We start from the raw sequence: 26,297 nt of genomic DNA, 5'->3' as shown, positions 1-26,297 counted from the left end.
CGGGGGCCGGCCGGGCGGCGGTCAGTCGCGGAGCGCGGTGAGGTCGAGCCGGGCCAGACGATCCGGGTCGGCGAGGATGTCGATCATGACGATGCGCCCGTTCGTGATCGTGAAGCTCATGACCGACGCCGGGTTCCCGCCAATCGTGTTGACGATCCCGGCCAGGCCGTTCACCAGCGCCGGGTGGGCGGTGGACGGCGAGTAGCGGCGGAACGTCAGCGCCTGGCCGGCCACGCTCACCGCACCGTGGATCTCCGTCCAGCCGCCCTCGAGCCGCGCCCCCACGTCCGCGCGGAGCACCACGTCCGGGTCGAGCACGGCCAGCAGCGCGCCGAAGTCGCCCTCGTGCGCGGCGGCCACGAACGCCTCCACGACCTCCCGCTGCCGGCCCAGGTCGGGGTCGGGCACCGGGGCGGCGCCGCGTACCCGCCGCCGCGCCCGGCTGGCGATCTGCCTGGCGGTCGCCGGGGAGCGCCCCACGAGCGGCGCGATCTCCTCGAAGGGCACCCCGAACATGTCGTGCAGCACGAACGCCAGCCGCTCGGTCGGCGTCAGCGACTCCAGCACCACCAGCAGCGCCAGGCCCACCGAGTCGGCCACCAGCGCGGCCTGCTCGGGGTCGAGCCCGCTGGGAGGACTGACCACCGGGTCGGGCAGGCGCCCCTCCAGAGGCTCCTCGCGCCGGGTGCTGCGGGAGCGCAGCATGTCCAGGCACACCCGGCCGACGACGGTGGTCAGCCAGCCGCCCAGGTTCTCCACGTCGCTGGTGTCGGTCCGGCTCAGCCGCAGCCAGGCCTCCTGGACGGCGTCCTCCGCCTCACTGAGCGAGCCCAGCATCCGGTACGCCACCGCCCTCAGATGCCCGCGATGCGCCTCGAACCGGCCGGCCAGGAATTCGTGCTCGTTCATCGGGTCCCCACGTCGTTCGTCGCAGTCCGTCACAGCATTGACGTTGCGAAGCCGCCCGATGTGACGTGGGGCCGCGCACCGGGGGGAGAGATGCCGTGCCCCTCCTGGCCCCTATCCCCACGCCCCCGAGGTGGCGGCGGTGCGGGCGAAGGCGGTGAAGTCGCGGGGTGCGCGGCCCAGGGCCTGGCGGACGCCGTCGGAGAGGTGGGCGTCCAGGCCCAGCCGAATGGGCGCCATCACGTCCGCGTACTCCTTGGCCTCCGATTCGGGCCACCCCTGGGTGGTCAGCTCGGTCACGAAGGCGTCCGGGGAGAGGGGGACGTACCTGAGCGGGCGGCCGGTCGCGGCGGAGATCTCCGCGGCGGCCTCGGCGATGGTCAGGGCGCGGGGGCCCGACAGCTCGTACGTCCGGCCGGCGTGGCCGTCCCCGGTGAGGGCGGCGACGGCGACGTCCGCGATGTCGTCGGCGTCCACGAAGCTGGCCGCGCCGTCCCCCGCGGGCAGCCTGAGCTCGCCCGACAGGACCGCGTCGCGGAAGAAGCCCTCGCTGAAGTTCTGGGCGAACCAGCCGGGGCGCAGGATCGTCCAGGACAGGGCGCTCGCCCGTACCGCGCTCTCGCCGTCGATGTGGGTGGCGCCCGCCGGGGCGTCCGGGTCGGCGTACCCGGGCACGTCCACGCCGCGCCCCGACAGCAGCACGAGCCGTTCCACGCCCGCCGCCTCGGCCCGCTCGACGAACGGCCGGGTCAGGACCGCGCCGTCGAACGGCACCACGTACACCGCCCGCGTCCCTTCGAGCGCGTGCTCCCACGTGCTCCGGTCGTTCCAGTCGAAACGCCGCTCACCGGAGCGCGAGCCCACGCGGACGGTGTCCCCTCGGTCCCGCAGCCGGGCCGCGACCCGCCCGCCGGTCTTGCCCGTGCCGCCTACCACCAGAATCGGATGATCAGTCATGGGTCCAGTCAACGGCCTCGCCCCGGGCGGCGGCCATGTTCGTGCGGCTCGCGCGGATGTCCGAGCGTCTAGGGTGTGGGAGTGGACGTGTTCGCCCAGCTCATGGACGGGGTGAAGGCCCGGGGCGCCCTGTTCGGGCAGGCGGTGCTGGAGCCGCCGTGGTCGTTCCGGTTCGCCACGGACGCCCCGTTGACGCTGGTCGTGATGCTGCGCGACGAGGCCTGGCTGCTCCCCGGCGACACCCCCGATCACAGTGGGCCGTTGTGGCTCAGGGCGGGTGACGTCGCGGTCGTCCGCGGGCCCGCTCCGTTCACGGTCGCCGACGGGCCCGCCACGCCGCCCGGCCATGTCGTCACCACCGCCGGGTTCTGCGCCCCCGGAGCCCGGACGCTGGCGGCGCGCACCTGCGGGGAGCGCCCCGACGGGCCGGCCCTGCTGCTCGGCGGCGCCTACGCCGACGGCGTGAGCGAGCGCCTGCTCCGCGCCCTCCCCCGGGTCCTGGTGGTGGCCGGCGACCGGCGTCCGCTGCTCGACCTGCTGGGAGGCGAGGTGGCCACGGAGGTGCCGGGGCAGCAGGTGGTGCTCGACCGGCTGCTCGACCTGCTGCTGGCGGCCACCCTCAGGAGCTGGTTCGACCGGCCGGGGGCGCGGGCGCCGGGCTGGTACCGCGCGACGGGCGATCCGGCGGTCGACGAGGCGCTCCGGCTCCTGCACGACTCCCCGGCCCATCCGTGGACGGTGACGAGCCTGGCCGCCAAGACGGCGACGTCCCGGGCCGCCTTCGCCCGCCGCTTCGCCGAGCGGGTGGGCGAGCCGCCGATGCGCTACCTGGCGGGCTGGCGCATCGCGCTGGCGGCCGACCTGCTGCGGGAGACGGACGCCACGGTGGCGGCGATCGCCCGCCAGGTCGGGTACGCCAACGCGTTCGCGCTCAGCGTGGCCTTCAAGCGCATCTACGGGGTCAGCCCGACCGAACGCCGCGCAGGCTCCGGGCGGGCCTCGGCCTGACCCCGTCCTCGGCCCGATCGGCGATGATCCGGTCATGTGGAACATCGAAGAGTTCGTCGAGGCCGCCGGGGTCACCGTGGAGGAGCTGGCGGCGTACGTCTCCGAGAGCCAGCGGGGTGAGGTGCCCGTGCTCCGCCGCCGCCCGCCCGGAGAGCTGGCCGGGCGGCTGGGGATCGCCGGGCTGATCGCCGAGGGCGGGCTGACGGCGCGCGGCTATCGGGACTTCCTGCGGGCCTACCTGGCGGAGGGCACCCGGTTGCACCATCCCGCCTGCCTCGCCCACCAGGACGCCGCGCCCGACTTCCCCGCCGCGCTGGCCGACTTCGTGCACGGCGCGGCCAACAACCTCACCGCCGTGTACGAGATGGGCGCCCCCGCCACCACGGTCGAGATCGAGGTGCTGCGGTGGATGCTGGCCAAGGTCGGCTTCCCGCGCGGCGGCGGGGTGCTGACCGGCGGAGGTTCCATGGCCAACCTGACGGCGCTGCTGGCGGCCCGGGCCCGGGCGGCGCCGGAGGCGTGGGAGGAGGGGGTGCCCGGGGACCTCGTGGTGCTCGCGCCGCCCTCGGCCCACTACTCGATCGCGCGGGCGGTCTCCATTCTGGGGCTCGGTGCGCGGGCGGTGGTGCCGCTGGCGACGGACGGGCTGGGGCGGGTGGATGTCCGGCGTTTACCGGATATTTCGGGGAAAAGGGTGATGGCTGTGGTGGCGTCCGCCTGTGCCACCGGCACCGGGCTGCACGACAACCTGCGGGCGATCGGCGGCTGGTGCCGGGAGCGGGGCGTGTGGTTCCACGTGGACGCCGCCCACGGGGCCTCCGCCCTGCTCACGGACGCGTACAAGCACCTCCTCGACGGCGTCGACCTGGCCGACTCCGTGATCTGGGACGCCCACAAGATGCTGGGCACCTCCTCTCTGGCCGCCGCCGTCCTGGTGCGCGACGAACACGCGCTGGACGACGCCTTCCGGCAGGAGGCCAGCTATCTGTTCTACGGCGACCAGGGCTTCGACCTGCTGTCGCGGACCCTCGAGTGCACCAAGGGCGAGCTGGGCCTGAAGATCCTGCTCAACCTGGCGTGGCGGGGCGAGCGCGGCGTGGGCGAGCACGTGGCCCGCCGGTACGAGAGCGCGCACCGCCTGTGGGAGCTGGCCGGGCGGCGGGAGGGGTTCGTGCTGCCGTACGAGCCGGAGAGCAACATCCTCTGCTTCCGGTACGGCACGTCGGACCAGGCCGCCCTGCGCGAGCGCCTGATGGCCGACGGCGCGTTCTACCTGACCTCCACCGAGCTCGGCGGAGTTCGCCACCTCCGCGTCACCGTGATGGCCCCGGCCACGGACGACGTCACCCTGGAGGCCCTGCTGGACGAGATCGAGGCCCGGGGGAAGGTGTCGATCGGGGCGGACTAGCCGTTCAGCAGCGAGTGCCTGCGGCCGTACGCGAAGTAGACGACCAGCCCGATCAGGAACCAGACGGCGAAGCGCAGCCACGTCAGCGGGTCGAGGAAGGTGATCAGCCAGATCGAGAAGAGCACCCCGATGGCCGGCACCACCGGCATGCCCGGCGTGCGGAACGTCCGCGGCAGGTCGGGCTGCCGGTAGCGCAGCACGATCACCGCCACGCACACGACCACGAACGCCAGCAGGATCCCGATGTTGGTCAGCTCGGCCGCCTCGCTGATGGGCAGGAACCCGGCGATCAGCGCCGAGGCGACGCCCACGATCCAGGTGACGCGCGTGGGCACCCGGCGTACCGGGTGCAGCTTGGCGAACCAGCCCGGCAGCAGCCCGTCGCGGCTCATCGAGAACCACACGCGGGTGACGCCCAGCATGAACGTGAACATGACCGTGAGGATGCCCACGATGGCGCCCACCGCGATCACGGAGGCCAGCCCGGACAGGCCCACGGAGGCGAACGCCGAGGAGAAGCCGCTCTCCGGGTCGATCTCCCGGTAGTTCTGCATGCCGGTGAGCACGAGCGTGGCCAGCACGTACAGGACCATGGAGATGGCCAGCGAGTAGATGATCGCCTTCGGCATGTGCCGCTGCGCGTCGCGTGACTCCTCGGCGGCGGTGCTCATGGCGTCGTAGCCGAACACGGCGAAGAACACGGTGGCCGCCCCGGCGATCGCGCCGCCGATCCCGAACGGGAAGAACGGCGTGTAGTTGGCGGTGCTGATGTGGAAGAAGCCGACCACGACCACCAGCAGCACGACGGCGATCTTGATGCCCACCACGAACGTCTCGAACCTGGCCGCGGCGCGGATGCCGAGGTTCAGCAGGAAGGCGATGAGCAGGCACAGGATCACCGCGAACAGGTCCACCACGTGCCCCGGCCCGGTGCCGGGCGCGCCGAGCATCCAGGCGGGCAGCCCCGCGCCGAGCTGCTCGACGAGGAAGCCGAAGTAGCCCGAGATGCCGATGGCCACGACCGCGACGATGGCGGTGTACTCCAGCAGCAGGTCCCAGCCGATCAGCCAGCCGACGAGCTCGCCGAGGACGGCGTACCCGTAGGTGTAGGCGGAGCCGGCCTTCGGGATCAGGCCGGCGAACTCGGCGTAGGAGAAGGCCGCGGCGGCGCTGGCGATGCCCGCGATGAGGAACGACACGAGCACCGCGGGCCCGGCGGTCTTGTTGGCGACCGCGCCGGCCAGCGCGAAGATGCCCGCCCCGATGATGCCGCCGATGCCGATCGCGGTGAGCTGCCACAGCCCGAGCGTCCGGGTCAGCTCCCCCTCGTGCTCGGTGGCTATCTGCTCCACCGGTTTGCGCCGGAAAACGCTTCGCGAAGTGACCATGACGCCCCCTGTGCCGATCGGTCGCCCCCCTGGCTGACGACCTTCCCACCTGGGCGAACACTAAGCTCAGGCGCTCGCTGCCCGTTCCCTGAGCACGTTCTTCTGGATCTTGCCGGTGGAGGTCTTCGGCAGCTCTCCGAAGACGACGGCCTTGGGGGCCTTGAAGCGGGCGAGGCGGCCGCGTACGTGCTCGATGAGCTCGGCCTCGGTGGCGCCCGCGCCGGCGGCGAGGCTCACGTAGGCGACGGGGACCTCGCCCCAGTGCGCGTCCGGCCGCGCGACGACCGCGGCCTCCTGCACGGCCGGATGGCTCATCAGCGCGTTCTCCACCTCGACGGAGGCGATGTTCTCGCCGCCGGAGATGATCACGTCCTTGGCCCTGTCGGTGATCTGCACGTAGCCGTCGGGGTGCAGCACCCCCAGGTCACCGGTACGGAACCAGCCCCCGGGCGCGGCCTTGGCCGTGGCCTCCGGATCGCGGTGGTAGCCGGCCATCACGTCGTTGCCGCGTACCGCGATCTCGCCGATCGTGGTGGCGTCGGCCGGCACGTCGCCGCCGTCCTCGCCGACGACCCGGACGCGCTGGGCGATCACGTTGCCCACCCCCTGCCGCGCGGTGAGGGCGGCCGACTCCTCCACGCCCAGGTCCGCCCACTCGGGCTGCGGCTGGCAGATCACGGCGGGGCCGTAGGTCTCGGTGAGGCCGTACAGGTGGACGACGTCGATGCCGGCCTGCAGGGCCCGCCCGAGGAGGGCGGGGCTGGGCGGCGCGCCGCCGACGCAGGCGAGCAGTCGCGGGTCGAGGGCCTTGTCGGGGGCGTCCTGGTGGGCCAGCAGGGAGGTGAGCACGGTCGGGGCGCCGCAGAGGTGGGTGATCCGGTGCGCGCGGATCAGCCGCCAGGCCTCGCCCGGCTCGACCCGGCGCAGGCACACGTGCCGGGCGCCGGCCAGCGTCACGGCCCACGGGAAGCACCAGCCGTGGCAGTGGAACATGGGCAGCGTCCACAGGTAACCGCTGCCCGCCTCCAGGCGGGTGTGCAGGGCCATGGCCAGGGACTGCAGGTAGGCGCCGCGGTGGTGGTAGACGACGCCCTTGGGGCGGCCGGTCGTGCCGCTGGTGTAGTTGATGGACAGGGGCGTCAGTTCGTCGCGGACGCGGACGAGGAGGGGGTCGGCCGAGGCCAGCAGCTCCTCGTAGGCGCCGGAGGGCACCAGCCGGGGCCGCGACACGCTCGACCCGGCGGCGTCGCGGGCGAGCTCGGTCAGCTCGTCGTCGTGCAGGAGGACGGACACCTCGGCGTGGTCGATGATGTAGGCCAGTTCGGCGGGCGACAGCCGGATGTTCATCGGCACCATGACCGCGCCGGCCGCCGGGACCCCGAAGGTGGCCTCCAGCAGCAGGTGGCCGTTGGGGGCCAGCACCGCCACCCGGTCCCCGGGCCGCACGCCCGACCCGGCCAGCGCGCCGGCCAGGCGGCGGGCCCGCTCCCATAAGGCGGCGTAGGTGAGGGTGAGCTCGCCGTCCACGACGGCGAGGCGGTGCGCGAACACGGTCGCCGCGCGTTCGAGGAAGCTCGTGGGGGTCAGCGGCTCGAACGACAGCCCGGTCATCGTCCCTCCCGCACTGGTGCTGGGCTCCATTCCGGATCATCGCACGCGGAGGCCCGCCACGGCATCCGGGGGACGAGGGGGCCACCCGGGGATCTCGCCAGGGTGCGGGCTCGCTAGCATCCGTCGTCGAGCGACCCGGAACCCGGAAAGGCGTGGCATGAGCGAGCATCCCCTGTGGCCGGCGACCTGCGAGGCGAGCGTCACCGCCTTCCCCGTGGAGCGCGATCGTCCCGGCCCGGCGGTCGTGGTGTTCCCCGGCGGGGCCTACGAGCATCTCGCCGACCATGAGGGCGCTCCGGTGGCGCGGTGGCTCAACTCGCTCGGCGTCGCGGCCTTCGTCGTGCGCTACCGGATCGCGCCGTACCGCCATCCGCTGCCGCTGCTCGACGCCGCCAGGGCGGTGCGCTGGGTCCGCCATCACGCGGCGGCGCACGGGGTGGATCCGGCCCGCGTGGGCGTGCTCGGGTTCTCGGCGGGCGGTCATCTGGCGGGGCTGCTCGCCACGGAGACGGGAGCCATGCTGCCGGAGGGCCCGCACGACGCGGTGGACGCCGAAGATCCCCGTCCCGGGCTCGCCGTGCTGTGCTACGCCGTGACGGAGCTCACCGGGCCGGCCGCGCACCGGGGCTCGGCCGACAACCTGCTCGGGCCGGACGCGCCCGGGTCCGCGCGGTCCGGGTTGTCGCTGGCCGGCCGGGTCGGCGCCGCGACGCCGCCGATGTTCCTGTGGCACACCGCCGACGACCTGGCGGTGCCCGTCGAGAACACGCTGCGGGTGTCGCAGGCGCTGGCCCTGCACGGGATCCCGCAGGAGGTCCACGTCTTTCCGAGCGGCAGGCACGGGCTCGGGCTGGCCGAGTCGGACCCCGTGCCCGGGGGGTGGACCCGGCTCTGCGCCGCCTTCCTGCGCGGCCGGGGCTGGTGACGGCCGCCCGCGCGCACGCCGGGACGCGATGTCCCCCGGCTTGATCATGCGGCCGGTAAGGTGACGTCCCATCATGTTTGACGGGACGCATGGAAGTTTTGTGAAATATCGAAGTAAAGGCCTTTCGGTGGTCGTGGTCTCGGTGGTCGTGCTGAGCGGCTGCGGCGCCTTCGGCAACGCCGGTCCGGCGAGTTCGGAGCCGCCGGTGAGCAGCACCTCCCCCGCTCCGGCCCGGTCGCGGGAGCCCGCGGACGTCCCCCAGACGACCCCGCTCAGCACCCACTTCGCGCGCGTACGGGCGGCCGACCCGTGCGACCTGGTCCCCCACGCCCCGCTGAAGAGGTACGGCCCCGAGCGGCTCACCGTACGCGGGCCCGGCCTGGCCGAATGCCGGGTGCTCATCGGCCGTCCGGACTCCGCCGGGAGCGTCTACGCCTTCAAGCTCGACCTGCACGCCTCGTTCACGGGTGAGGACGCCGGGAAGGAGCGGCTCGGCGGCCGGACGATCTACCGCGAGGAGGACCCCGCCGACCGTGACAGCCACCGGAGCTGCCACTACAGGGTCCCCTACAAGGGGGTGCAGGGCAGCGCCCTGGCTCTCGACGTGCTGATGACACCGCCGCGGGGTCAGGAGACCCAGGAGTGGCCGCGGCGGTGCGCGGCGGCCAAGGAGTACCTCGCCGAGGTGGCCGGCAGGGCTCTGGAGCTGCCGGCGCGCCAGGGACGCGCCGCGGGGCTGCTCGGCAAGGACCCGTGCGGGGGCGAGGACGAGCTGGTCCACACGGTCGGAGGCGCGTACCTGCTCAAGGAGGTGCGGTACGCGGGCCCGTACCGGTGCGAGCTGGAGCTGGAGAACCAGGCCGAGGGCCGGCGGCTGACGGTGAGCGTGGGGTACGCCCTCGACGCGCGCCGGCACGCCACCGCCCCGGGCGGGGGCGTCGAGAGCCGCCAGACCACCTTCGACGGCCTCTACACCGTCCGCAGCACGAGCGGTCAGGGCCTGACCCGCTCCTGCGGGAACGCCGTGGAGCTGCGGCCCCCCAGCGAGGGCCGCCACGACGCCCACTACGTCAGCGTCCGCCTGTCCAGCGCGAAGCTGCGCCCCGACGACGAAGGCGGCGAGGACGGACAGGAGAGCGAGGACGGCGGCCTCAGGGCGCCGCCCGTCTCCTGCGCGCTCGCCGACAGACTCACCGCGATCGTCCTCGACCGCGTCCGCTGACCGGCGCTCCTACGGGGTGACGGCCGCGGCGCGCATCCGGTCGAAGTTGGCCACGTACTGCCGGTAGAGGCTCCTGTCGCCGAGCTTCAGCAGCGTCTCGTCGTTGCGGCGCAGGGAGGTCTCGTTGTAGTTGTGGCTGCCGGTGAACACCCAGCGCGCGTCGCGCTCGCCGTCGTAGGAGCCCTCGACGAGCAGGTACTTGGAGTGGATGCGGCCGGGCAGCGCACCGCCGCTCCCCAGGGTGCGCAGCTCGACCCGCGGCTGCGCCGCCAGGACGGTCTTCACGGCGTCGTCCATGATCCCGTAGACGATCTGGACCCGGCAGCCGCCGCCCGCCAGGTCGCGCAGCCGCTCGGCGATGGCGACGCGGTAGGCGTCCCATTCGGACATGCCGACCCTGATCGTCGTGCGTCCGCCCCGGCAGGAGACCTTGGCGAGGTGGTCGGTGACGGGGTCGCCGCTCGCCTTGGGGAAGAAGTGCGCCCGCGCCTGGCGGGTCTGGACGACGCGGTAGTAGTCCAGGTTCTTGCGCTCGGCCGCGAGGTCGGCGAAGTACGCGTCGTAGGCGGCGTACAGGCGGCGGTCGCCGGTGAGGACGACGGCGTTGTTCCAGTAGGTGGTGGAGTTCAGGTCGGTGAGGTTGGCCGAGGACTGCACGACGACGTCGGAGGCCCGGCCGGCCCGCGAGAACAGGTAGAACTTGTTGTGCTGGCCCTTGTCGCCGATGCAGGCCGCCGTGCCGCCCGACATGGGCCCGGTGCAGACGTGCGTCCAGGAGCCGCCCGCGACGTCGGTGCCCAGCCCGGCCGCGAGCTGGGCGGCGACGGCCGAGCCGCGCTGGTCTCCGTCGAGGATCACGCGGACGTTCACGCCGCGCTGGTGCGCCTTGAGCAGTTCGGCGGCGAACTCGGAGCCGGCCGTGCCCGACATGACGAAGTGCGCGACCTGGATGGTCTCCCCCGAGGGCGTCCGCCTCACCAGGCCGCAGAGCGTGCGCACGATGGCGGCCGGGTCGCCGCCCACCGGCTCGCTGAACACCGCGCCGGTCTCGACGCTTCCGGTGGGGGCGTCGGCGCAGGTGGAGGTCTCGGCAGTGGCCGTACCGGTGCCGGTGAGCACGACGGCCAGGGCGGCGCCCGCGGTCAGCACGGACAGGGACTTGTTCGGCATGCACGACTCCTCGTACGTTACGGCCAGGCCCGATCTTCGTTATGGCCTGGTCCGATACCGAGGGTGGAGCCCACTGGGACGATCATGGTGACGCCCCGGCGGCGGCACGCTGAACGGACCGCGAACATCTCGCCCGGCCGCCCGCGGCGCACGGGACCCCGGGCCGGCGCCGGCCCGGGGTCCCCCGGCCGTTACCCGCCCGCCGTCTCCAGCGCGACGGGCCTGGGCCGCTCGCAGGTGCTCTCGACGGTCACCGCCCTGCCGGAGTGAGCCGAGGCGAGCAGCGACTCCATGATGTCGAGCACGTGGAAGGCCAGCGTCCCGCCCGCCCGCGGCTCGCCGGTGGCGGCGAAGTCCAGCAGGCCGACGCCGCGCCCGGCCCCGGCGTAACCGGCGGACTCCGGCAGCGTCCGCCAGCCCTCGTCGCCCACGCCCGACAGCAGCACGGGCCCGTCGAAGTGGTTCGGGTCGGGGACGACGAGCGAGCCCTGCTCGCCGTGCACCTCGATCCTGGGCGCCTGGGTGGCCGCCGCGTCGAAGCTCATCACCAGCGTGGACAGCGCGCCCGACGCGTGCACGAGCACGCCGGTGACGTGGGTGTCGACGGTGACCGGGATCTCCTCGCCCTGGCGCGGGCCCGACCCGATCGTGCGCTTGGACCGGGTGCGGCCGGCCGCGCCGATGACCGAGGCCACCGGGCCGAGCATCGTCACCAGGCTCGTGATGTAGTAGGGGCCCATGTCCAGGAGCGGGCCGCCGCCGGGCACGTAGTAGAAGTCCGGGTTCGGATGCCAGCGCTCATGGCCGGGCGTCATCATCGTGGCCGTGGCGGCCACCGGCCGGCCGATGAGACCGTCGTCGATGGCCACGCGGGCGGTCTGCGTGCCGGTGCCGAGGACGGTGTCCGGGGCGCACCCGACGCGCACCCCCGCCTCCTCGGCCGCCCGCAGCACGCGCCGGGCCTCCTCGGAGGTCGCGGCCAGCGGCTTCTCGCAGTAGACGTCCTTTCCCGCCGCGACGGCCAGCAGGGCGATCTCGGCGTGCGCGGCCGGGATCGTCAGGTTGAGCACGACGCCGATCCGCGGATCGGCCATCAGCTCCGCCACGCCCAGCACCTCGACCTCCGGGTAGGGCAGCACCGCCTCCCGCGCCCGCTCAAGGTCAAGGTCCGCCACCGCCACCAGCCGCACCTGGGGCAGCCGCTCGATGGTGCGCAGATATTGCGCCGAGATGGCGCCACAGCCCACGATGCCGACGTTCACCGGCTGGCCCACAACAGTCCCCTTTCGATGATGGTGCGCACGCTGTCGTTCCGCAGCACGTCGAGGCTGTGCCCCGGCGTCGCGACGAAGATCTTCCCGGCGCCCCAGCTCCGGGTCCAGATGGCCGGTGAGGTGACCTCCCGGTGCCAGGGGTCCCACGGGCGCACCTTCTGCGTCGTGGTCGCCAGCACGTCGATGTAGTCGTCGGTCAGCACCCAATACTGCTCGGTGACGAGGTCGAAGTCGCCGATGCCCTCGGTGATGGGATGCCCGGCCGCCTCGGGCAGCATGTTCACCGTGTACGGGACGAAGTTGTGCTCCTGCGTGCCCGCCGTCTCGTCGTCCGGGTGCTTGCCGGGGTGGCAGGCGAACTGGCCGCCGATGAGGTGCAGATAGTCGGAGGAGTTGCGGAAGGAGTCGGCGATGCCGCCGTGCCAGCCGGCCATCCCGGTGCCCGCCTCGATCGCCGCCCGCAGGCCGGTGAGCTGGGCAGGCTCGATGGCGCCCATGGTGTAGCACTGCACGACGAGATCGACTTCGGACATGAACGCGGGGTCGGCGTACGGTTCGGGGCTGTCGGCCGTCCGCACCTCGTAGCCGTTCTTCTCGAGGAAGGGCACGAAGAGGTCGGTGGCCGCCACCGGGACGTGGCCTTCCCAGCCGCCCCGCACCACGAGGGCCGTACGCGTGTGTTCGCCTGCCATGCATTCGCCTATCGCTCGGGGGGACCCATCGAGCCTCCGCCGGGACGGCGGCTCCCGTCCATCATGCCTACTCGCCCGCCACGGCTTTCACGGAGGTGCCCACCTGGTGTGCGGCGGCCGCGCGAGGTACGTCCGGCCCTCGCCCGCGGATGACGCGAATGGCGAAAATCAATTGTGCATTAGTCCACATTCGGCGATTGAACTCGGCGCGGGAGGAGGCCCGTACAACCGGGCGTCCACCAAAAAAGATGAAAGGTTCAATCATGTCGAAGCGCATCCTCACCGTTCCCGGCCTCGCGATCGCCACGGCGATGATCGCCGCCTCCCTCAGCCCGGTCGCGGCGAACGCGAGCACCGCCCCCGCGTATTTCGCGGCCACGCTCCAGGGCGAGAACGAAGTGCCGGCCCCCGGCATGAAAGTCGGAGACAAGAACGGCGGCGCCGTCGCCGTGTTCCGGATTCAGGGGCGGCAGGTGGACTACGCGATCCGCTGGAGCAAGGTGGCCGCGCCGACCGCGTTCCACATCCACCAGGGCGTGGCGGGCAAGAACGGCGACGTCAAGATCCCGTTCTTCGGCGCGGCCCTGCCCGCCGGGCTCAGCGCGGTCAAGGGCACGGTCACGGTGAAGGACGCCGCCCTGCTCGCCCGGATCAGGAACGCCCCCAAGCGGTGGTACGCCAACCTGCACAACGGCGAGTTCCCCGGCGGCGCCGTACGGGCCCAGTTGCACCGGATCCGCCCCGTCGCGCTCGAGTCGGTCCTGGCGTACGGCTCGGGCACCACGCTGACCGCGCTGGCCGACGGACGCCAGGAGGTGCCGGCGCCGGGCACCAAGGTCGGCGACCGGGACGGGCGGGCCGCCTGGCTGGTGTGGGTGAAGGGCACCCGCGTGCACTTCGCCACCGCCTGGAAGCGGATCGCCGCCCCGATGAACGGCCACATCCACCGAGGCGTGAAGGGCAAGAACGGCCCGGTCGTGGTCGACTTCTTCGCCGCCGCGAAGGGTCTGCCCGCCGGGATCGACGGCATCGCGGGCAGCGGGACGGCGAGCGCGAAGGTGGCCAAGGGCATCAAGGGCAATCCCAAGGGGTGGTACACGAACCTGCACACCGCCGAGTTCCCCGGCGGCGCCGTTCGCGGGCAGTTGCACAAGGGCGGTTGGTGACCTCTCCTTTTCCGGTCTTGTTTCGGGTGTCTGAAACAGGGCCGGAAAAGGCATTTATATCGGCCATTCTTAGTGGCCCTTGACGGTAAGAATGACGTGGCTATCGTGGTGCGCGTCATGAAAAGGCGTGATCCCGGCTGCCGGGGCCGCCTTTAACCACCGGCAGATCGTCTGAGGAGGGACCGTGGCCGCGGTGCAACCCGAGAGAATCACTGACGAATTCACCGAGCTGGACCAGCTCGAAGTGATCGAATCAAGCGAGCTCAAGCTCAGCGGGTCCTACCACTCCTACACCTACAAGGCGGCGGAGGACACCGGCGACCTGCCCGCCAAAGGCTGACGCTCACCGTGCCGCCCGGGCAGGAGTCCGACGGTCAGGGCGCCGACGTCCTGCTGGTCTTCCCGCCCCAGACCGAGGCCAGGTTCTTTCCCTATCTGAGCCTGCCCTACCTCACCGGTCACCTGCGCGGGCTTGGGCGGCGCGTGCACCAGGCCGACCTGAACATCGCCCTGCTGCACGACCTGCTACGGCATCCGGAACTGCTGAATGAGGCGGCGCGCGAAGGGCCGGAGGCCGGGGCGGGCGCCTGGTACCGGCGGGCGATGGCCGAGGCCGTCGCCCGGCATCTCGGCGAGCTGCGGGCCCACGTCCTGCGCAAGGAGCCGGCGGGTGAGCTGGGCCCCGCGCGGGCGGTCCGCCTCGCCCACCACGCGATCGAGCTGCTCGTACGCGACTCGTTCCTGACCCGCGCCTGGCGGGACCTGCCCCAGCTCGACGACGCGGCACGACGGGCCGCCCTGGCGCCGCCCGCCGCGTCGGGCAGGCAGGTCGAGCGGCTCCACCACATGGTCGAGACGCTGCTGGCCCGGCACCGCCCGCGGGTGGTGGGCCTGTCGGTGGCGTTCTTCAGCCAGCTCGCCCCCGCCCTGCTCATCGCCGCCTGGGTCAGGCGGCTGCGGCCGGAGGCCAAGATCTGCCTGGGCGGCCAGCAGGTGATGCTCAGGCACGAGGACCTCGCGCGGCTGCCCGGCGTCCTGGCCGCGGTGGACGCGCTCTGCCCCACCGCCGGTGAGCAGCCGCTCGAACGCTGGCTCGACGTCCTCGACGGCGCCGCCGCCGAGGACGAGGTGCCCGGCATGGTGTGGCTGCCGTCGGGCCGCCGCTCCGAACGGCCGCTCACGCTGCGTTTCCACGAGCTCGGCCCGCCCGACTACGCCGGGCTGCCGGTCCGCTCCTACCTGAACGAGACCATGGAGGTCGCGATCATCTCGTGCGTCGGCTGCTACTGGGGGCGGTGCGCGTTCTGCTCGTACGGCAACCGCTCCCTGGCCCCCGGCGCCTACCAGCAGGGCACGGTGCGCCAGATCGCCGACGCCGTGCAGCGGGTGGTCCGCGACACCGGCGCCGCCTTCGTGGCCGTCTCCGACGAGAACACCAACCTGCGGCTGGTCCTCAAGGCCATGCGCGAAGTCCGCGCGCGCGGCGTCACGGTGGGCTTCGGCGTGCGCAGCAGACTGGACGCGACCCTGGCCGACCCCGCGTTCTGCCGGAGCCTGGCCGAGGCCGGCTGCGAACTGATGTCGGTCGGCTACGAGGGCACCTCGCAGCGGCTGCTCGACCGGATGGACAGAGGCGTGCGGGCGGCCGACTACCAGCGGATCGTCGAGAACGTCGCCGCGGCCGGCATCGTGCTGCGGTTCTCGGTGATGGGCCACGTCTTCGACGAGACGCCCGCCGAGTTCGAGGAGTCCCTGCGCTTCCTGGAGGCGAACCAGGAGCGCATCGGCATCGACGCGCTGGAGCTCATGGTGCCCGAGCCGGGCAGCAGGCTCGCGCTCGACCCCGGCGGCTTCGGCCTCTCCCTCGACGCCTCGGGCGCCCTGGAGGGCAATCCCGAGCTCAGCTACCTGTCCGGGCGGGTCGGCCGGCCCCTCACCGTGCCCGGCGGCCCCACCCGCGCCGAGGCCCTCGAGCGGCTGGTACGCGTCTTCCACACGGTGCGGCCGGGCCAGGCGACCGCGATCCTGCCCCGCCACGCCGTACGAGCCGTGCCCGTCGCCGCCGTCCGGCCCCACCCCTGGGTACGCCCCGCGCCCCCGGACGACGACGACCGGATCCTGCTCGCCGACCTGGTCTGGGAACGCTTCTACGCCCTTCCGCGCCACGACGTCGAACAGCGTGACGACGGCGTGCTCCACGCCCGCACCGCCCGCGGGCGGCGGCTGCTGGCCCGTCTCGTCGAGGCGACGGCGGGCACCGAGCACCGCGAACCTGCCAGGAGGCCGACATGACGTCCCAGACCACCACGAGGAGCGAGCAGGCCGCCGCGGACGGCACCCGGATGGGGTTCGGGCTGCTCATGGACATGCCGTGGGGCGGGGGCTCGCTGGGCCGGCGCGGCGTCGGGTTCGTGGAGACGGACGACGGCGGTGACATCACGCCCCGCGTGCGCGCCTTCGCCGCCCGCCACGGCGCCGACTTCGCGTACGCGGCCTTCGCCTACCAGCCGCGCTCCCGCGCGCTCCCGCGCGCCGCCGACTACGTCCGCGCCTACGACCGCTTCTTCGAGGCGCTGCCCGCCGGGCTCGGCCGGGCCTTCCACCAGACCGAGTTCAACATGGGCACCCCGGAGCGCTACGACCGCCGCCCCGCTGCCGAGTTCACCAACGAGCTGGCCGCCCGCTACGGGTTCCGCTGGGTCGTGGAGGACCTCGGCATCTGGAACCTGCGCGGCTGCCCGCTGCCCTACCCGCTGCCGCCGCCGCTGACCGAGCCGGGCCTGGAGATCGCCACCAGGAACGCGGCCGAGACGGCCCGGCTCCTGGAGCTGCCGCTGCACGTGGAGTTCCCCGGGTTCACCGAGGGCGGCTCGTTCGTGCTCGGCGGCCTCGACGCGTTCGCGTACTTCCGGCGGCTGGCCGATGACGCCGACGTGCTGGTGACGCTCGACGTGGGACACCTGCTCAGCTATCAGTGGCTGCGCGGGCGCACCGGGCGGCACATGTTCGACGACATCGAGGCGCTGCCGCTGGAGCGCTGCCGGGAGCTGCACCTGTCGGGGTGCCAGATCGTCGGCGGCAAGTTCCGCGACCTGCATCACGGGGTCCTGCTGGACGAGCAGCTCGACCTCACCGCGTACCTGCTGCCGCGCTGCCCGAACCTGCTCGGCGTCACCTACGAGGACCCGATGTACCGCGACGACGGCAGTCTCGTGGAGAAGTCGCGGCGCAACTACGGCCGCCTCAAGGAGCTGGCCGGCGCGTGGCGCGACGGGACGAACCCATGACGGCCCTCGACGGTGAGCGGCTCACCGAGCTGATCATGCGGCTGCTGCTCGACGGCGGGCTGCGCGAGCGCCTGGCCGCCGAGGGCGCCGCCGCGGTGGCCGCGGACGAGGGCGAGCTGGAGTGCCTGGACACGATCGACCTGGAGGAGCTCGACGCCGCCGCGCGCCGGTTCCGCTCGACCATCTGGCGGCTCGGCACGGGCGGCAGCCTCGCGACCGCGTTCCCGCACAGCCTGCGCCTGTTCGCGGCGGCCGGTGTGGGCGACGCGGAGCTGCTCGACGGCTTCCTGGCCTCGCCGCGGTTCGGCAGGTTCCGGCTGGTCCCGTACGCGGGGGCGGGGGTGTCGGTGGAGGAGGCGTTCGCCGGGTTCCTGCTGGACCTGGCCGGGACGCGGCCCGGCGACGTCGCGTTCCTGCGGGAGACCGTGACCCATGAGCTGATGGTGGCCCTGTTCACGGCGCTGGCCTGCGAGCAGCCGCTGTCGTTCGTCATCGAGAGCGGAGGCATCGTCGAGACCGGCCGGGGCCACGCCGGGCTGCGCCGGTACGCCCCGGAGGCCCTCGCCTCCTGGGGGGAGAGCGCGGCGGGCGGCGGGCCGGTGCCGTACGCGTACTTCGCCACGCCCGCGGGGGTCACCCGCGGCGTGGTGTCCGAGCGGGTGGCCGCGGCGTTCGCGGCCACGCCGTCGGCCGACAGCCGGGCCGCGCGTGAGGCGCTGTCGCGGCGCGGCCTGTGGTGAACCTGGAGATGAGGGGCAAGACCATGCACATCGTGTTGGTGGACATGCCGTGGTCGACGGTCGACGCGCCGTCGCTCTCGCTCGGCGTGCTCAAGCGCCGTGTCCTCGACGTGTTCCCTGACGACGTCGTGGACGTCGTCCACGCCAACCTCGACTACATCGACTGGGTGGACGCCCACGTCGGCTTCTCGTTCGAGGAGTACGACACGTTCGTCAGCTCCTACTTCTCCGGCCACAGCGAGTGGATCTTCTCGGCGGCGCTGAACGAGCGGCCCCGGTGGAAGGTGGCCGAGTTCGCCGAGTTCCTCGGCGGCAGCGTGCCGGAGCCGATGCTCGCCAAGGCGACCGAGCTGCACGAGCTCGCGCCCCGCTACATCCAGGACATCGCCGCCCGGATCGTGGCCACGGGGCCCGACCTGGTGGGGTTCACCGCCACGTTCGCGCAGAACGCCGCCGCCCTCGCGGCCGCGCGGGAGATCAAGGCGCTCGCGCCGCACGTCGTCACGGTGTTCGGCGGCCCGAACTGCGAGGGGCCGCAGGGCGCGGCGATGCACCGGAACTTCCCGTACGTCGACTACGTGGTGCGCGGCGAGGGCGAGCTGACCTTCCCCGACCTGCTCACGGCGATCCGCACCGGCGGGCCGGTCGGCGGCATCGCCGGGCTGTGCTGGCGCGGGCCGGACGGCGCGTCCGTCACGAACCCGGTGGAGGCCCGGCCGCTCCCGGCCTCGGCGCTGGTCCCGCCCGACTTCGGCGACTACTTCGAGCTGCACGCACGCTCCGTCGCGGGCTCCTGGGTGGAGCCGCGGCTCACGGTCGAGGGATCGCGCGGCTGCTGGTGGGGCGAGAAACACCACTGCACGTTCTGCGGGCTCAACGGCTCCCTCATGCAGTTCCGCAGCAAGGACCCCGGCCGCTTCGTCGAGGAGATCCTCGGCCTGGCCGAGCGGCACCGGATCCTCGACGTGTGGGTGACCGACAACATCCTCGACATGGCCTACCTGTCCTCGATGGCCCCGCGCCTCCAGGAGTCCGGCTACGACCTGCGGATCGGCTACGAGATCAAGGCGAACCTGCGCCGCGACCAGTTGGAGACCCTGCGCGCGGCCGGGATCAGCTACGTGCAGCCGGGCGTGGAGAACCTCAGCAGCCACGTGCTCACCCTGATGGACAAGGGCGTGAGCGGCTGCCTGAACGTTCGGTTGCTGCGCGACTCCGAGACCGTCGGCATCAACCTGAACTGGAACTACCTGTACGGCTTCCCCGGCGAGCTGGAGGCCGACTACGACACCGTGATCGACCAGGCGCCCGCCCTGCACCACCTCATGCCGCCGTCGAACGCCACCCGGCTCAAGGTCGAGCGCTTCAGCCCGTACTTCGACCGGCCCGAGCTGGGCTTCGGCGAGCTGCGCCCGGCCGCGCAGTACCGGCACATCTACGACCTGCCCGAGGCCGAGCTGTCCGACCTCGTCTACGTCTTCGACTCCCCGCACCAGGGGATCGGCGGCGGCTGCCTCGACCGGCTGCGCGCGGCCGTCGCGGCCTGGAAGGACGCCTATCCGCGCAGCCGCCTGACCCACTGCGACCTGGGCGACCACATCGTGCTCGTGGACACCCGGCCCGGCTTCTCCTGGCACCTGCTCGACCTGGTGGACCCGCTGGAGGTGACGGTGTTCCGGCTGCTCGACACGCCGCACAGCCCGGCGGGGCTCACCCGCAAGGCCGCCGCCCGGCACGACGGCGTGACCGAGGGCCGCGTCGAGGAGCTGCTGGCGCGCTGGCGGGCGCTGGGGCTGATCTTCCGCGACGGCGGGCAGGCGGTCCACGTCGCGCCGGCGGTCGCCAACCAGGACCTGCTCCGCCTCGACGGCGAGAACCTGGGCCGCGGCGCGCCCCTCGTACCGGCGCTGGCGGAGCCGGCCGCGGCCGGGGTTTCCATGGTGGTGGCGGGGGTGGCCCGATGAGCGCCGTGCCGATGGAGCTGTGGCGGGAACGTGACCCGGCCGCCCAGCGCGTCCCCGGCGTGTACGCCGGCCGCGCCGACCTCACCGGCGACCCCCTCGAAGCCGTGGCGCGGCTGGCGGGCGAAGGCGTCCAGCTCGCCCGGCTGGACGAGCTGGTGGACCTGGAGGACCCGGACGGCGCCACGGCGGTGGCCGCCCTCTGCGCCGTCCGTGAGCTGACCGGCCACGGCATCGCCGTCGACTGGACGATCCGGCTGCCGGCCGGGATCGAGGCCGCGCGGTGGCGGCCGCTCAGCCACCTCTACCCGCCGGCCGCCGTGTCGGCGGGCTCGGACGGGGAGCGCATCGCGGCCGAGTGGCGCACCACCTTCCACGTCGCCATGTGCGGCTACCGGCTGGGCCCCGGCTTCATCGAGGTTCGCGACCGCCGGACGGGCTCGTTCAAGCGGCTCGTGCTGCGCAACCCGAACAGTGAGAAGTCGATCGCGCCGCTGCTGCGCGGCGTGCCGGCGGCGGCGCTCCCCCCGGCGGTGATCGAGCACTACCTGCGGACCGACCTGCTGCACCGAGCCGGGCGGTACGTGTGGTGGACGCCGTACCGGATCAGGCGCTGGCCGCTCAGCTCGACGATCCCATGACGGGCTCGCGCCGGGCGCTGTCGCGCTCGAACCACTCCACCCAGCGCTCGGTGACCTGACCCGACTGGCGCTTGATGCCCGGGTCCGGCAGGGCGTCGGGCGGCTCCACGCCCAGGTGGCGCAGGCAGCCGAGCACGGTCCCGGGGTGGTCGGCCAGCATGTCCTCGTAGAAGACGACGTGCGGGGTGTGCCCGCGGCGGGCGAAATACTGCTCCCACACCCGTGTCTCGGCGTCGAGGCGGCTCAGGTGGCGGCGGATCTCGCCGTAGTCGTAGCGCGGCTCGGAGTGCGGCCGGCTGGTGGACAGGTAGACGCCGTCCACGATCCAGACGCCGGTCTGCTCGGCGAGGACGTGGGAGATGGCCTGCCTGAGCCGGTCCCGGCGGCGCAGCCAGAGGTAGCGCGGCGACATGAGCAGCTCGTCGATGTCGGCCTCCAGCCCCGGCAGGTGCTCGCCGTGCACCTTGATGCCGAAGACGCCGTTCGGGCTGGTCCGGACGGTCATCAGCCTGCGGACGTAGTCCTTGACCAGTCCCGCCGGGTCGGCGGTGTCGAAGCCCCAGCGCTCGAAGTAGTCGAGGACGTGGGTGTCGGTCAGGTAGCCGTCGGCGAAGCCCGCCCGGCCGGTGTGCCAGAGCGTGCGGACCAGCATGTTGCTGCCCGAGCGGGGCGCGGCGGCCAGCACGTAGCGGATCGGTGGCAGACCGGAGTAGGGCGGGAAGTCGAATTCCGGGCTGTTGGTCCGGAAGAAAGGCGCCACTCCTCATACCTACCACTTCGCCGCCCGGGCACGCCGCCCCGTGATCTCGGGCCGCGTACATGCACGCGTGTATACACACGTGTCTTCACAGAGCGGTAACAGGTCGGAAATACCCGCTTGGTCCCATGAAGCCACCGCGAAGGAGGTGAGGCCCGAGTGGAGATGTCCCGTCGCGAATGGGCCTACAACGAGCTGCGCCGCCGGGTGATGGTCGGCGAGTTCGGGGTGCGGACCCGGCTGATGGAGAAGCATCTGGCCGAAGAGCTCGGCGTCTCGCGCACCCCGGTCCGCGAGGCGCTCGTGCGCCTGGAGAGCGACCGGCTGGTGGTGCGCGAGGACGGCTGCTACTACGTAGCCGTACCCGATCTGTCCCGTCTGCGTGACCTGTACGAGCTGCGCATCACGCTCGAACTGCGCGGCCTGACCAGGGTGCGGGAGTCCGAGGTGGCCGGGCACGACGTCGCGCTGCTCGAACCGCTGCGCGACCAATGGCGCGAGCTCACCGAGGACCTGCCCGATCCCGACCCGCAGTTCGTGCTGCTGGACGAGGAGTTCCACGTCACGCTGCTGCGGTCGTCGGGCAACGACGCGCTGACCGAGGCCCTGGAGACGGTCAACGCCCGGATCAGGCACGTGCGCATGTACGACTTCCTGACCGCCGACCGCATCGCCACCTCCAGCGCCGAGCATCTGGCCATCGTGGAGCTGGTGCTGGCCAAGGACCTCGACGAGGCGCTCACCGCGCTGCACCGGCACGTCGGCGAGTCCATGGAGATCGTCGAACGCCGCGCCGCCCGCGCCATCACGCAGATGGCCCTGCACCGGGGAGTTCCGCGGTGAGCCCCCCGCTCCTGGCCGTACGCGGTGGCGGGCGCCCCGGAGATCTCGCACTTCGGCGGCTGGCCGGCCTATCTGGCCCGCTGACCGGCCGAGGACCGCGCGATAAGGTGAATCCACCTCGTGCACGCAGGAGGTTCCCGTGACCGGCTCGCCCACGATCCTCGACACCACCGGTGTCCACCTCCATGAGCAGGTCGACCGGCTGCGCGCGGCCGGTCCCGCCGTCCTCGTCCGGCTCCCCGGCGACCTGGTCGCGTGGTCGGTCAGCCGCGGTGAGGTGGTCAAGCACCTGCTGACCCATCCCGGCGTCTCGAAGGACGCCCGCAGGTCCTGGCCCGGCTACCGCCCCTTCGCCATCGCCTGGCTGACCGCCTGGGTCGACGTCGTCAGCATGCTCACCGCCGACGGCGCCGACCACAAGCGGCTCAAAGACCTGGTCGGCCGGGCCTTCACCGCCCGGCGGATCGAGGCGATGCGGCCCGCCGTCGAGAGGATCGTCACGGCGCTGCTCGACGAGCTCGCGACCGTGCCGGCCGGCGAGCCGGTGGACCTGCGGGCCCGCTACGCGTACCGCATCCCGAGCCAGGTCATCTGCGACCTGTTCGGCGTGCCGGACGAGCAGCGGCCCGCGATGCTGGGCGCCATCGACCGCGTCCTGGACAACACGATCACCGTCGAGGAGGCCACGGCCGTCCAGCAGCGGCTCTACGCCGTCATGCACCGGCTCATCGACACCAAGCGGGCCGAGCCCGGCGACGACATGACGAGCCTGCTGCTGACCGCCCAGCAGGACGACGGCGACCGGCTCAGCATGGAAGAGCTGATCAGCACCCTGCTCCTGATGATCGGCGCGGGCAGCGAGACCACGGTCGCGCTCATCGACCACGCGATCATCGCCATGCTCACCCACCCCGGCCAGCGCGCCGTCGTGCTCGCCGACCCCGGCCGCTGGAGCGACGTCGTCGAGGAGAGCCTGCGCCGGCAGTCGCCGGTCATGCATCTGCCGCTGCGCTACGCGACCGCGGACATCGACCTCGGCGACGGCGTCACCATCGCCAAGGGCGACCTCATCCTGATCGCGTTCGGCGCCCACGGGCGTGATCCGCGGGTCAATCCGGCGCCCGGCACGTTCGACATCGACCGGCACGACCGCCAGCACCTCGCCTTCGGCTACGGCCTGCACTTCTGCCTCGGCGCGCCGCTGGCCAGGCTCGAGGCGGACGTCGCCCTGCCCGCGCTGTTCGGGCGGTTCCCGCGGATCCGGCCGGCGGCGGACCCGGGCACGTTACGACCGGTGCCGTCGTTCATCGGCAACGACGTCCTGACGCTGCCCGTCCTCCTCAGGTGACCTTCGCGGCCCCGGCCGTACGGCGGCCCGGCTGCCGGGACGGCGACGTGCGCTCGCGCCGGTACAGGATCGCCCAGGCGGCCATCACCACGCAGGCGAGCCCGAGCAGCAGGCCCCACAGCACGTCGGAGACGAAGTGCATGCCCCGGTACAACCGCGAGAAGCCGACGGCCAGCGGCGCGGCGACCGCGAGCGCCCAGATCAGCACCTGGAGCGCCCTGGCGCGGATGTGCAGGGTCAGGATGAGCCCGATCCCGCAGTAGAACGCGACGGCGGCGCTCATGTGCCCCGAGGGGAAGCTGGAGGTGGGCGGGGCCGGGTCGAGGTGCGGCACCGGAGGGCGGTGCCGGTCGACGAGCTCGGTGGTGGCCAGGAAGACGAGCGACTGGCTCCAGACGGCCGCCACCAGGAAGATCGACTCGCGCCAGCGGTGGAACGCCAGCCTGCAGACGATCGCGGCCACCGCCGTCAGGGCCACGATGTACGGGGTGTCCGACAGGCTGCTGCCGAAGTCGGTCAGCGTGTTCCACTGGGAGGTGCGGTCGGCCGCCAGGCCCCGGCTCACGGCCGCCTCGCCGGTGGGCCAGGCGAGGATGGCCTGCCCCGCCCCGTACGTCACCGCGGCCATCAGCAGCATCGGTAACACGAGCGTCCGCGCGTAGTACTTCACGTGCTCGGTCTTGTGCTCAGTCATGGGTCACCTTTTCGGGCTCGGGAGCCATTCCCTCGGCCAGCGGAGCGGCCGGCCTGCGGCCTTGCTCGCGCCGCCACGTCTCGAATGCCGCGGTGGTGGCGGCGACCACGGCCACGCCGAGGACGAGGCCGCCGGCCACGTCGCTCACCCAGTGCACGCCGAGCGCGATCCGCGTGTAGCCGACCGACAGCGCGAGGAACGCCGCGACCGCCCAGGCCACGCCCCGCCCCCACCTGGGCAGCCTGGGCAGCAGGAGCAGGACGATCACTCCCGCGCCGAGCGTCGCGCTGACCGTGTGGCCCGACGGGAAGGAGTCGCCGGGCGCGAGCGCGACGGGGTCCGGCAGGTGCGGCCTGGCCCGGGCAACGATGATCTTGAGGGCGAGCGCGAGGAGCCCGCCCACCGTCACGGTGGTGAGGGCCCACAGGGCCAGTCGCGGCGCGCCCCGGTGGAGCAGCCAGGCTGCGCACGCGATGACCGCGATCCGCCACGGCCACGGCCCGAACGCCTCCGACCAGACGGCCAGCGCCTGGGTCACCAGGGGGTTGGCGTGCGCGTACTCGTGCAGCTCGGCGGCGACCTCTGCGTCCAGCTCGTTGACCGGCATCTTGGCCACGACGAGCAGCAGGCTGAACGGGATCATGACGAGCGCGACCGCGAGGCTGGCCAGCGTCAGCCGCAGCCCCAGGACGCGGTCCCGGTCTTCGTGTCCCCTGCCCCACTGACGCCTCACAGGTACGGCCCTCCCTCGTCGCTCGTTCGCGATCGGCTACCCCGGGGCGCGGCATTGATTCCTGCCTGGAATCCGCGGAGGTGGGTAGTGCGGAGGGCATGTCCCCCACCGTGGCTGTTGTCGCGCATCGCAAGAAGACCCTTGGCGCCGGCCTGGACCGGCTGCGCGTGCTCATCACCGAGCAGGACGTCGGCGAGCTCCTCTGGTACGAGGTCCCCAAGAGCAAGAAGGCCCGCAAGAAGGTCCGGCAGGCGCTCAAAGAGGGCGCCGACCTGGTGTTCGTCTGGGGCGGTGACGGCATGGTGCAGCGGTGCGCCGACGTGCTGGCCGGTTCGGGCGTGCCGATGGCGATCCTCCCGGCGGGCACCGGGAACCTGTTCGCCACCAACCTCGGCCTGCCCATCGACCTCGAGGAGACCGTGCGGATCGGCTTCCACGGGCGGCGGGAGCGGCTGGACCTCGGATTGCTGAACGGCGAGCATTTCGCGGTGATGGCCGGAGCCGGCTTCGAAGCCGAGATGATCGCCGACGCCGACGGACAGGCCAAGCGGCGGCTCGGCAAGCTGAGCTACGTCAGGGCGGCGGTCCGGCACGTCGGCGGGCCGCTGGTGCCGATGACGATCGAGGTCGACGGCACGACGTGGTTCGACGACCAGGCGAGCTGCCTGCTGCTGGGCAACGTGGGCACGATCGCGGGCGGCATCGAGGCGTTCGACGACGCCCGGCCCGACGACGGCTGGCTGGAGGTCGGGGTCTCCACCGCCCAGGGACCGGTCCAGTGGGCCAGGGTGATCGGCAGGATGGCCACGGGGCGCTCGGAGGAGTCGCCGTTCGTGCGGATCACCCGGGCCAGGAAGGTGTCGGCCCGGTTCGGGGCGCCGCTGACGTACGAGCTGGACGGCGGCGAGCGCGAGGCCACCACGAAGATCGACGCCGAGGCCGTCCCCGGCGCCCTGACCATCTGCCTCCCACCGGAGCCGCCCGCCTAGCGCGCGTTGTGAAGACGTCGCCGGGTTCTGGCCTGGCTCACGGGTTCAGGCCCTCGAATGCCCGCACCGCCCCCTCGGCCGCGGGCCGGAGCGCGAACCGGACACCGCCGTCGCCGGGGTATTCGTGCCGGTGGTCGAAGCCGCCCCCATAGATCTCCGCCGGGACGCCTTCGGGGAAGGCCTCGCAGGAGGGGACGTACCGGCCGGCCGCCTGCGTGTCGACCCGTTGCCGGAGCCTGGCGCACGCGTCGCAGATCGCGGGCCGCCGCCGCGTCACAGCCCCGCCTCGTAGTGCTCGGCCGCCGCCTCGCCGGTGTACATGGAGTCGTACTCGACGAGGCCGCCGTCGGCCCGCCGCACCAGCACCGGGCCCAGCCCGGCGTACGTGGTGCCGGGGTCGCCCGTCTCGACGAACTCCGCCGTGGTGATCGTGAAGAACCACCCGTACGGCCGCTCCACCGTCGCCGCGTCGTGCACGACCAGCCCCTCCCCCACTGCGCTCAGTTCCTTCGCGATGTACGCGCGCACGATCCGCTCGGCCTCCTCCTTGCCGATCATGATGGTGATCCGTCCTTTC

Annotated in this window: 26 protein-coding genes; 14 read left to right on the top strand and 12 right to left on the bottom strand. The window is 72.7% G+C overall.

Features of this window, described 5'->3' with window-relative positions:
• Nucleotides 1–21 precede the first annotated feature (21 nt).
• A complete protein-coding gene (sigJ, locus tag AB0I15_RS46075) occupies nucleotides 22–909 on the bottom strand; it encodes an RNA polymerase sigma factor SigJ (protein ID WP_358111428.1) in 888 nt (295 codons plus the stop codon).
• Between the two features lie 111 nt (nucleotides 910–1,020).
• Nucleotides 1,021–1,863: an NAD(P)H-binding protein gene (locus AB0I15_RS46070; protein WP_358111425.1), complete on the bottom strand. Its 843-nt coding sequence runs from the start codon at nucleotides 1,861–1,863 to the stop codon at nucleotides 1,021–1,023.
• 81 nt (nucleotides 1,864–1,944) lie between these two features.
• On the opposite strand from AB0I15_RS46070, the gene AB0I15_RS46065 reads away from it, so the two are divergent.
• Complete coding sequence (locus AB0I15_RS46065) at nucleotides 1,945–2,871, top strand: AraC family transcriptional regulator (RefSeq protein WP_358111422.1); 927 nt, start codon at nucleotides 1,945–1,947, stop codon at nucleotides 2,869–2,871.
• 34 nt (nucleotides 2,872–2,905) lie between these two features.
• Complete coding sequence (locus AB0I15_RS46060) at nucleotides 2,906–4,279, top strand: pyridoxal-dependent decarboxylase (protein ID WP_358111419.1); 1,374 nt, start codon at nucleotides 2,906–2,908, stop codon at nucleotides 4,277–4,279.
• Here AB0I15_RS46060 and AB0I15_RS46055 read toward each other — a convergent pair.
• Both AB0I15_RS46055 and AB0I15_RS46050 read right to left on the bottom strand, forming a co-directional pair.
• Nucleotides 4,276–5,667, bottom strand: coding sequence for an amino acid permease (locus tag AB0I15_RS46055; protein ID WP_358111416.1), 1,392 nt, complete (start codon nucleotides 5,665–5,667; stop codon nucleotides 4,276–4,278). The genes AB0I15_RS46060 and AB0I15_RS46055 overlap by 4 nt on opposite strands.
• A gap of 66 nt (nucleotides 5,668–5,733) precedes the next feature.
• Nucleotides 5,734–7,278, bottom strand: coding sequence for a long-chain-fatty-acid--CoA ligase (locus AB0I15_RS46050; RefSeq protein WP_358111412.1), 1,545 nt, complete (start codon nucleotides 7,276–7,278; stop codon nucleotides 5,734–5,736).
• Between the two features lie 157 nt (nucleotides 7,279–7,435).
• Between AB0I15_RS46050 and AB0I15_RS46045 the strand changes: the two genes are divergently transcribed.
• The gene (locus tag AB0I15_RS46045) at nucleotides 7,436–8,203 is read left to right on the top strand and encodes an alpha/beta hydrolase (protein ID WP_358111409.1); all 768 of its coding nucleotides are present in this window, start codon (nucleotides 7,436–7,438) and stop codon (nucleotides 8,201–8,203) included.
• Between the two features lie 127 nt (nucleotides 8,204–8,330).
• Complete coding sequence (locus AB0I15_RS46040; RefSeq protein WP_358111406.1) at nucleotides 8,331–9,425, top strand: hypothetical protein; 1,095 nt, start codon at nucleotides 8,331–8,333, stop codon at nucleotides 9,423–9,425.
• Nucleotides 9,426–9,434: 9 nt separating this feature from the next.
• Here the strand turns inward: AB0I15_RS46040 and AB0I15_RS46035 are convergent, their stop codons facing one another.
• The 3 genes from AB0I15_RS46035 to AB0I15_RS46025 form a co-directional block, all read right to left on the bottom strand.
• On the bottom strand, nucleotides 9,435–10,595 hold the full coding sequence (locus tag AB0I15_RS46035; RefSeq protein WP_358111403.1) for a phospholipase D-like domain-containing protein: 1,161 nt from the start codon (nucleotides 10,593–10,595) through the stop codon (nucleotides 9,435–9,437).
• Nucleotides 10,596–10,786: 191 nt separating this feature from the next.
• Nucleotides 10,787–11,869 carry a Gfo/Idh/MocA family oxidoreductase gene (locus tag AB0I15_RS46030; RefSeq protein WP_358111400.1) on the bottom strand — a complete coding sequence of 361 codons (1,083 nt, stop codon included), beginning with the start codon at nucleotides 11,867–11,869 and terminating at the stop codon, nucleotides 10,787–10,789.
• Complete coding sequence (locus tag AB0I15_RS46025; protein WP_358111397.1) at nucleotides 11,854–12,561, bottom strand: ThuA domain-containing protein; 708 nt, start codon at nucleotides 12,559–12,561, stop codon at nucleotides 11,854–11,856. Before AB0I15_RS46025 ends, AB0I15_RS46030 begins: the two co-directional genes overlap by 16 nt.
• Before the next feature lie 263 nt (nucleotides 12,562–12,824).
• Here AB0I15_RS46025 and AB0I15_RS46020 point away from each other — a divergent pair, with 263 nt between their 5' ends.
• The 7 genes from AB0I15_RS46020 to AB0I15_RS45990 all read left to right on the top strand — a co-directional run bounded on the left by AB0I15_RS46020 (nucleotide 12,825) and on the right by AB0I15_RS45990 (nucleotide 20,356).
• Nucleotides 12,825–13,727, top strand: a complete 903-nt coding sequence (locus AB0I15_RS46020; RefSeq protein ID WP_358111394.1) for a CHRD domain-containing protein — start codon at nucleotides 12,825–12,827, stop codon at nucleotides 13,725–13,727.
• 193 nt (nucleotides 13,728–13,920) lie between these two features.
• On the top strand, nucleotides 13,921–14,067 hold the full coding sequence (locus AB0I15_RS46015; RefSeq protein WP_358111391.1) for a hypothetical protein: 147 nt from the start codon (nucleotides 13,921–13,923) through the stop codon (nucleotides 14,065–14,067).
• An 8-nt stretch (nucleotides 14,068–14,075) separates the two neighbouring features.
• The gene (locus tag AB0I15_RS46010; RefSeq protein ID WP_358111388.1) at nucleotides 14,076–16,019 is read left to right on the top strand and encodes a B12-binding domain-containing radical SAM protein; all 1,944 of its coding nucleotides are present in this window, start codon (nucleotides 14,076–14,078) and stop codon (nucleotides 16,017–16,019) included.
• Nucleotides 16,016–17,014, top strand: a complete 999-nt coding sequence (locus AB0I15_RS46005) for a DUF692 family multinuclear iron-containing protein (protein WP_358111386.1) — start codon at nucleotides 16,016–16,018, stop codon at nucleotides 17,012–17,014. Before AB0I15_RS46010 ends, AB0I15_RS46005 begins: the two co-directional genes overlap by 4 nt.
• Nucleotides 16,990–17,754, top strand: coding sequence for a hypothetical protein (locus AB0I15_RS46000; protein WP_358111383.1), 765 nt, complete (start codon nucleotides 16,990–16,992; stop codon nucleotides 17,752–17,754). Before AB0I15_RS46005 ends, AB0I15_RS46000 begins: the two co-directional genes overlap by 25 nt.
• 23 nt (nucleotides 17,755–17,777) lie before the next feature.
• On the top strand, nucleotides 17,778–19,718 hold the full coding sequence (locus AB0I15_RS45995) for a RiPP maturation radical SAM C-methyltransferase (RefSeq protein WP_358111380.1): 1,941 nt from the start codon (nucleotides 17,778–17,780) through the stop codon (nucleotides 19,716–19,718).
• Entirely contained in the window at nucleotides 19,715–20,356 is a 642-nt protein-coding gene (locus tag AB0I15_RS45990) for a DUF5825 family protein (protein ID WP_358111377.1), read from the top strand. The genes AB0I15_RS45995 and AB0I15_RS45990 overlap by 4 nt, the downstream gene beginning before the upstream one ends.
• Here the strand turns inward: AB0I15_RS45990 and AB0I15_RS45985 are convergent.
• Nucleotides 20,337–21,116, bottom strand: coding sequence for a Stf0 family sulfotransferase (locus AB0I15_RS45985; protein WP_358111374.1), 780 nt, complete (start codon nucleotides 21,114–21,116; stop codon nucleotides 20,337–20,339). The two genes, AB0I15_RS45990 and AB0I15_RS45985, sit on opposite strands and share 20 nt — an antisense overlap.
• A 162-nt stretch (nucleotides 21,117–21,278) precedes the next feature.
• Between AB0I15_RS45985 and AB0I15_RS45980 the strand changes: the two genes are divergently transcribed.
• Together AB0I15_RS45980 and AB0I15_RS45975 are read left to right on the top strand one after the other, a co-directional pair.
• Nucleotides 21,279–21,956: a GntR family transcriptional regulator gene (locus AB0I15_RS45980; protein WP_358111462.1), complete on the top strand. Its 678-nt coding sequence runs from the start codon at nucleotides 21,279–21,281 to the stop codon at nucleotides 21,954–21,956.
• 139 nt (nucleotides 21,957–22,095) lie between these two features.
• Complete coding sequence (locus AB0I15_RS45975) at nucleotides 22,096–23,304, top strand: cytochrome P450 (RefSeq protein WP_358111371.1); 1,209 nt, start codon at nucleotides 22,096–22,098, stop codon at nucleotides 23,302–23,304.
• Here AB0I15_RS45975 and AB0I15_RS45970 read toward each other — a convergent pair.
• Nucleotides 23,297–23,998, bottom strand: coding sequence for a phosphatase PAP2 family protein (locus AB0I15_RS45970; RefSeq protein WP_358111369.1), 702 nt, complete (start codon nucleotides 23,996–23,998; stop codon nucleotides 23,297–23,299). The genes AB0I15_RS45975 and AB0I15_RS45970 overlap by 8 nt on opposite strands.
• Nucleotides 23,991–24,731, bottom strand: a complete 741-nt coding sequence (locus tag AB0I15_RS45965) for a phosphatase PAP2 family protein (RefSeq protein WP_358111366.1) — start codon at nucleotides 24,729–24,731, stop codon at nucleotides 23,991–23,993. Before AB0I15_RS45965 ends, AB0I15_RS45970 begins: the two co-directional genes overlap by 8 nt.
• A gap of 98 nt (nucleotides 24,732–24,829) precedes the next feature.
• On the opposite strand from AB0I15_RS45965, the gene AB0I15_RS45960 reads away from it, so the two are divergent.
• Entirely contained in the window at nucleotides 24,830–25,720 is an 891-nt protein-coding gene (locus AB0I15_RS45960) for a diacylglycerol kinase family protein (protein ID WP_358111363.1), read from the top strand.
• A gap of 37 nt (nucleotides 25,721–25,757) precedes the next feature.
• Here the strand turns inward: AB0I15_RS45960 and AB0I15_RS45955 are convergent, their stop codons facing one another.
• Together AB0I15_RS45955 and AB0I15_RS45950 are read right to left on the bottom strand one after the other, a co-directional pair.
• Nucleotides 25,758–25,997: a hypothetical protein gene (locus tag AB0I15_RS45955; RefSeq protein WP_358111360.1), complete on the bottom strand. Its 240-nt coding sequence runs from the start codon at nucleotides 25,995–25,997 to the stop codon at nucleotides 25,758–25,760.
• Nucleotides 25,994–26,278 carry a YrhB domain-containing protein gene (locus tag AB0I15_RS45950; RefSeq protein WP_358111357.1) on the bottom strand — a complete coding sequence of 95 codons (285 nt, stop codon included), beginning with the start codon at nucleotides 26,276–26,278 and terminating at the stop codon, nucleotides 25,994–25,996. Before AB0I15_RS45950 ends, AB0I15_RS45955 begins: the two co-directional genes overlap by 4 nt.
• Between the last annotated feature and the right edge of the window lie 19 nt (nucleotides 26,279–26,297).

It is taken from the genome of Nonomuraea sp. NPDC050643, assembly GCF_040654715.1.
In the GTDB taxonomy this organism is placed as follows: domain Bacteria; phylum Actinomycetota; class Actinomycetes; order Streptosporangiales; family Streptosporangiaceae; genus Nonomuraea.
The sequence above is the reverse complement of the archived record's forward strand: the minus strand, read 5'-3'. Positions and strand labels throughout refer to the sequence as shown.

Coding starts and splice junctions, on each gene's coding strand:
- AB0I15_RS46035 (WP_358111403.1), bottom strand. CDS start 10,595: ATGCCGAACAAGTCCCTGTCCGTGCTGACCGCGGGCGCCGCCCTGGCC.
- AB0I15_RS45970 (WP_358111369.1), bottom strand. CDS start 23,998: ATGACTGAGCACAAGACCGAGCACGTGAAGTACTACGCGCGGACGCTC.
- AB0I15_RS45980 (WP_358111462.1), top strand. CDS start 21,279: ATGTCCCGTCGCGAATGGGCCTACAACGAGCTGCGCCGCCGGGTGATG.
- AB0I15_RS46055 (WP_358111416.1), bottom strand. CDS start 5,667: ATGGTCACTTCGCGAAGCGTTTTCCGGCGCAAACCGGTGGAGCAGATA.
- AB0I15_RS45950 (WP_358111357.1), bottom strand. CDS start 26,278: ATGATCGGCAAGGAGGAGGCCGAGCGGATCGTGCGCGCGTACATCGCG.
- AB0I15_RS45995 (WP_358111380.1), top strand. CDS start 17,778: ATGCACATCGTGTTGGTGGACATGCCGTGGTCGACGGTCGACGCGCCG.
- AB0I15_RS45990 (WP_358111377.1), top strand. CDS start 19,715: ATGAGCGCCGTGCCGATGGAGCTGTGGCGGGAACGTGACCCGGCCGCC.
- AB0I15_RS45960 (WP_358111363.1), top strand. CDS start 24,830: ATGTCCCCCACCGTGGCTGTTGTCGCGCATCGCAAGAAGACCCTTGGC.
- AB0I15_RS46020 (WP_358111394.1), top strand. CDS start 12,825: ATGTCGAAGCGCATCCTCACCGTTCCCGGCCTCGCGATCGCCACGGCG.
- AB0I15_RS46025 (WP_358111397.1), bottom strand. CDS start 12,561: ATGGCAGGCGAACACACGCGTACGGCCCTCGTGGTGCGGGGCGGCTGG.
- AB0I15_RS46045 (WP_358111409.1), top strand. CDS start 7,436: ATGAGCGAGCATCCCCTGTGGCCGGCGACCTGCGAGGCGAGCGTCACC.
- sigJ (WP_358111428.1), bottom strand. CDS start 909: ATGAACGAGCACGAATTCCTGGCCGGCCGGTTCGAGGCGCATCGCGGG.
- AB0I15_RS46050 (WP_358111412.1), bottom strand. CDS start 7,278: ATGACCGGGCTGTCGTTCGAGCCGCTGACCCCCACGAGCTTCCTCGAA.
- AB0I15_RS46070 (WP_358111425.1), bottom strand. CDS start 1,863: ATGACTGATCATCCGATTCTGGTGGTAGGCGGCACGGGCAAGACCGGC.
- AB0I15_RS46005 (WP_358111386.1), top strand. CDS start 16,016: ATGACGTCCCAGACCACCACGAGGAGCGAGCAGGCCGCCGCGGACGGC.
- AB0I15_RS46060 (WP_358111419.1), top strand. CDS start 2,906: ATGTGGAACATCGAAGAGTTCGTCGAGGCCGCCGGGGTCACCGTGGAG.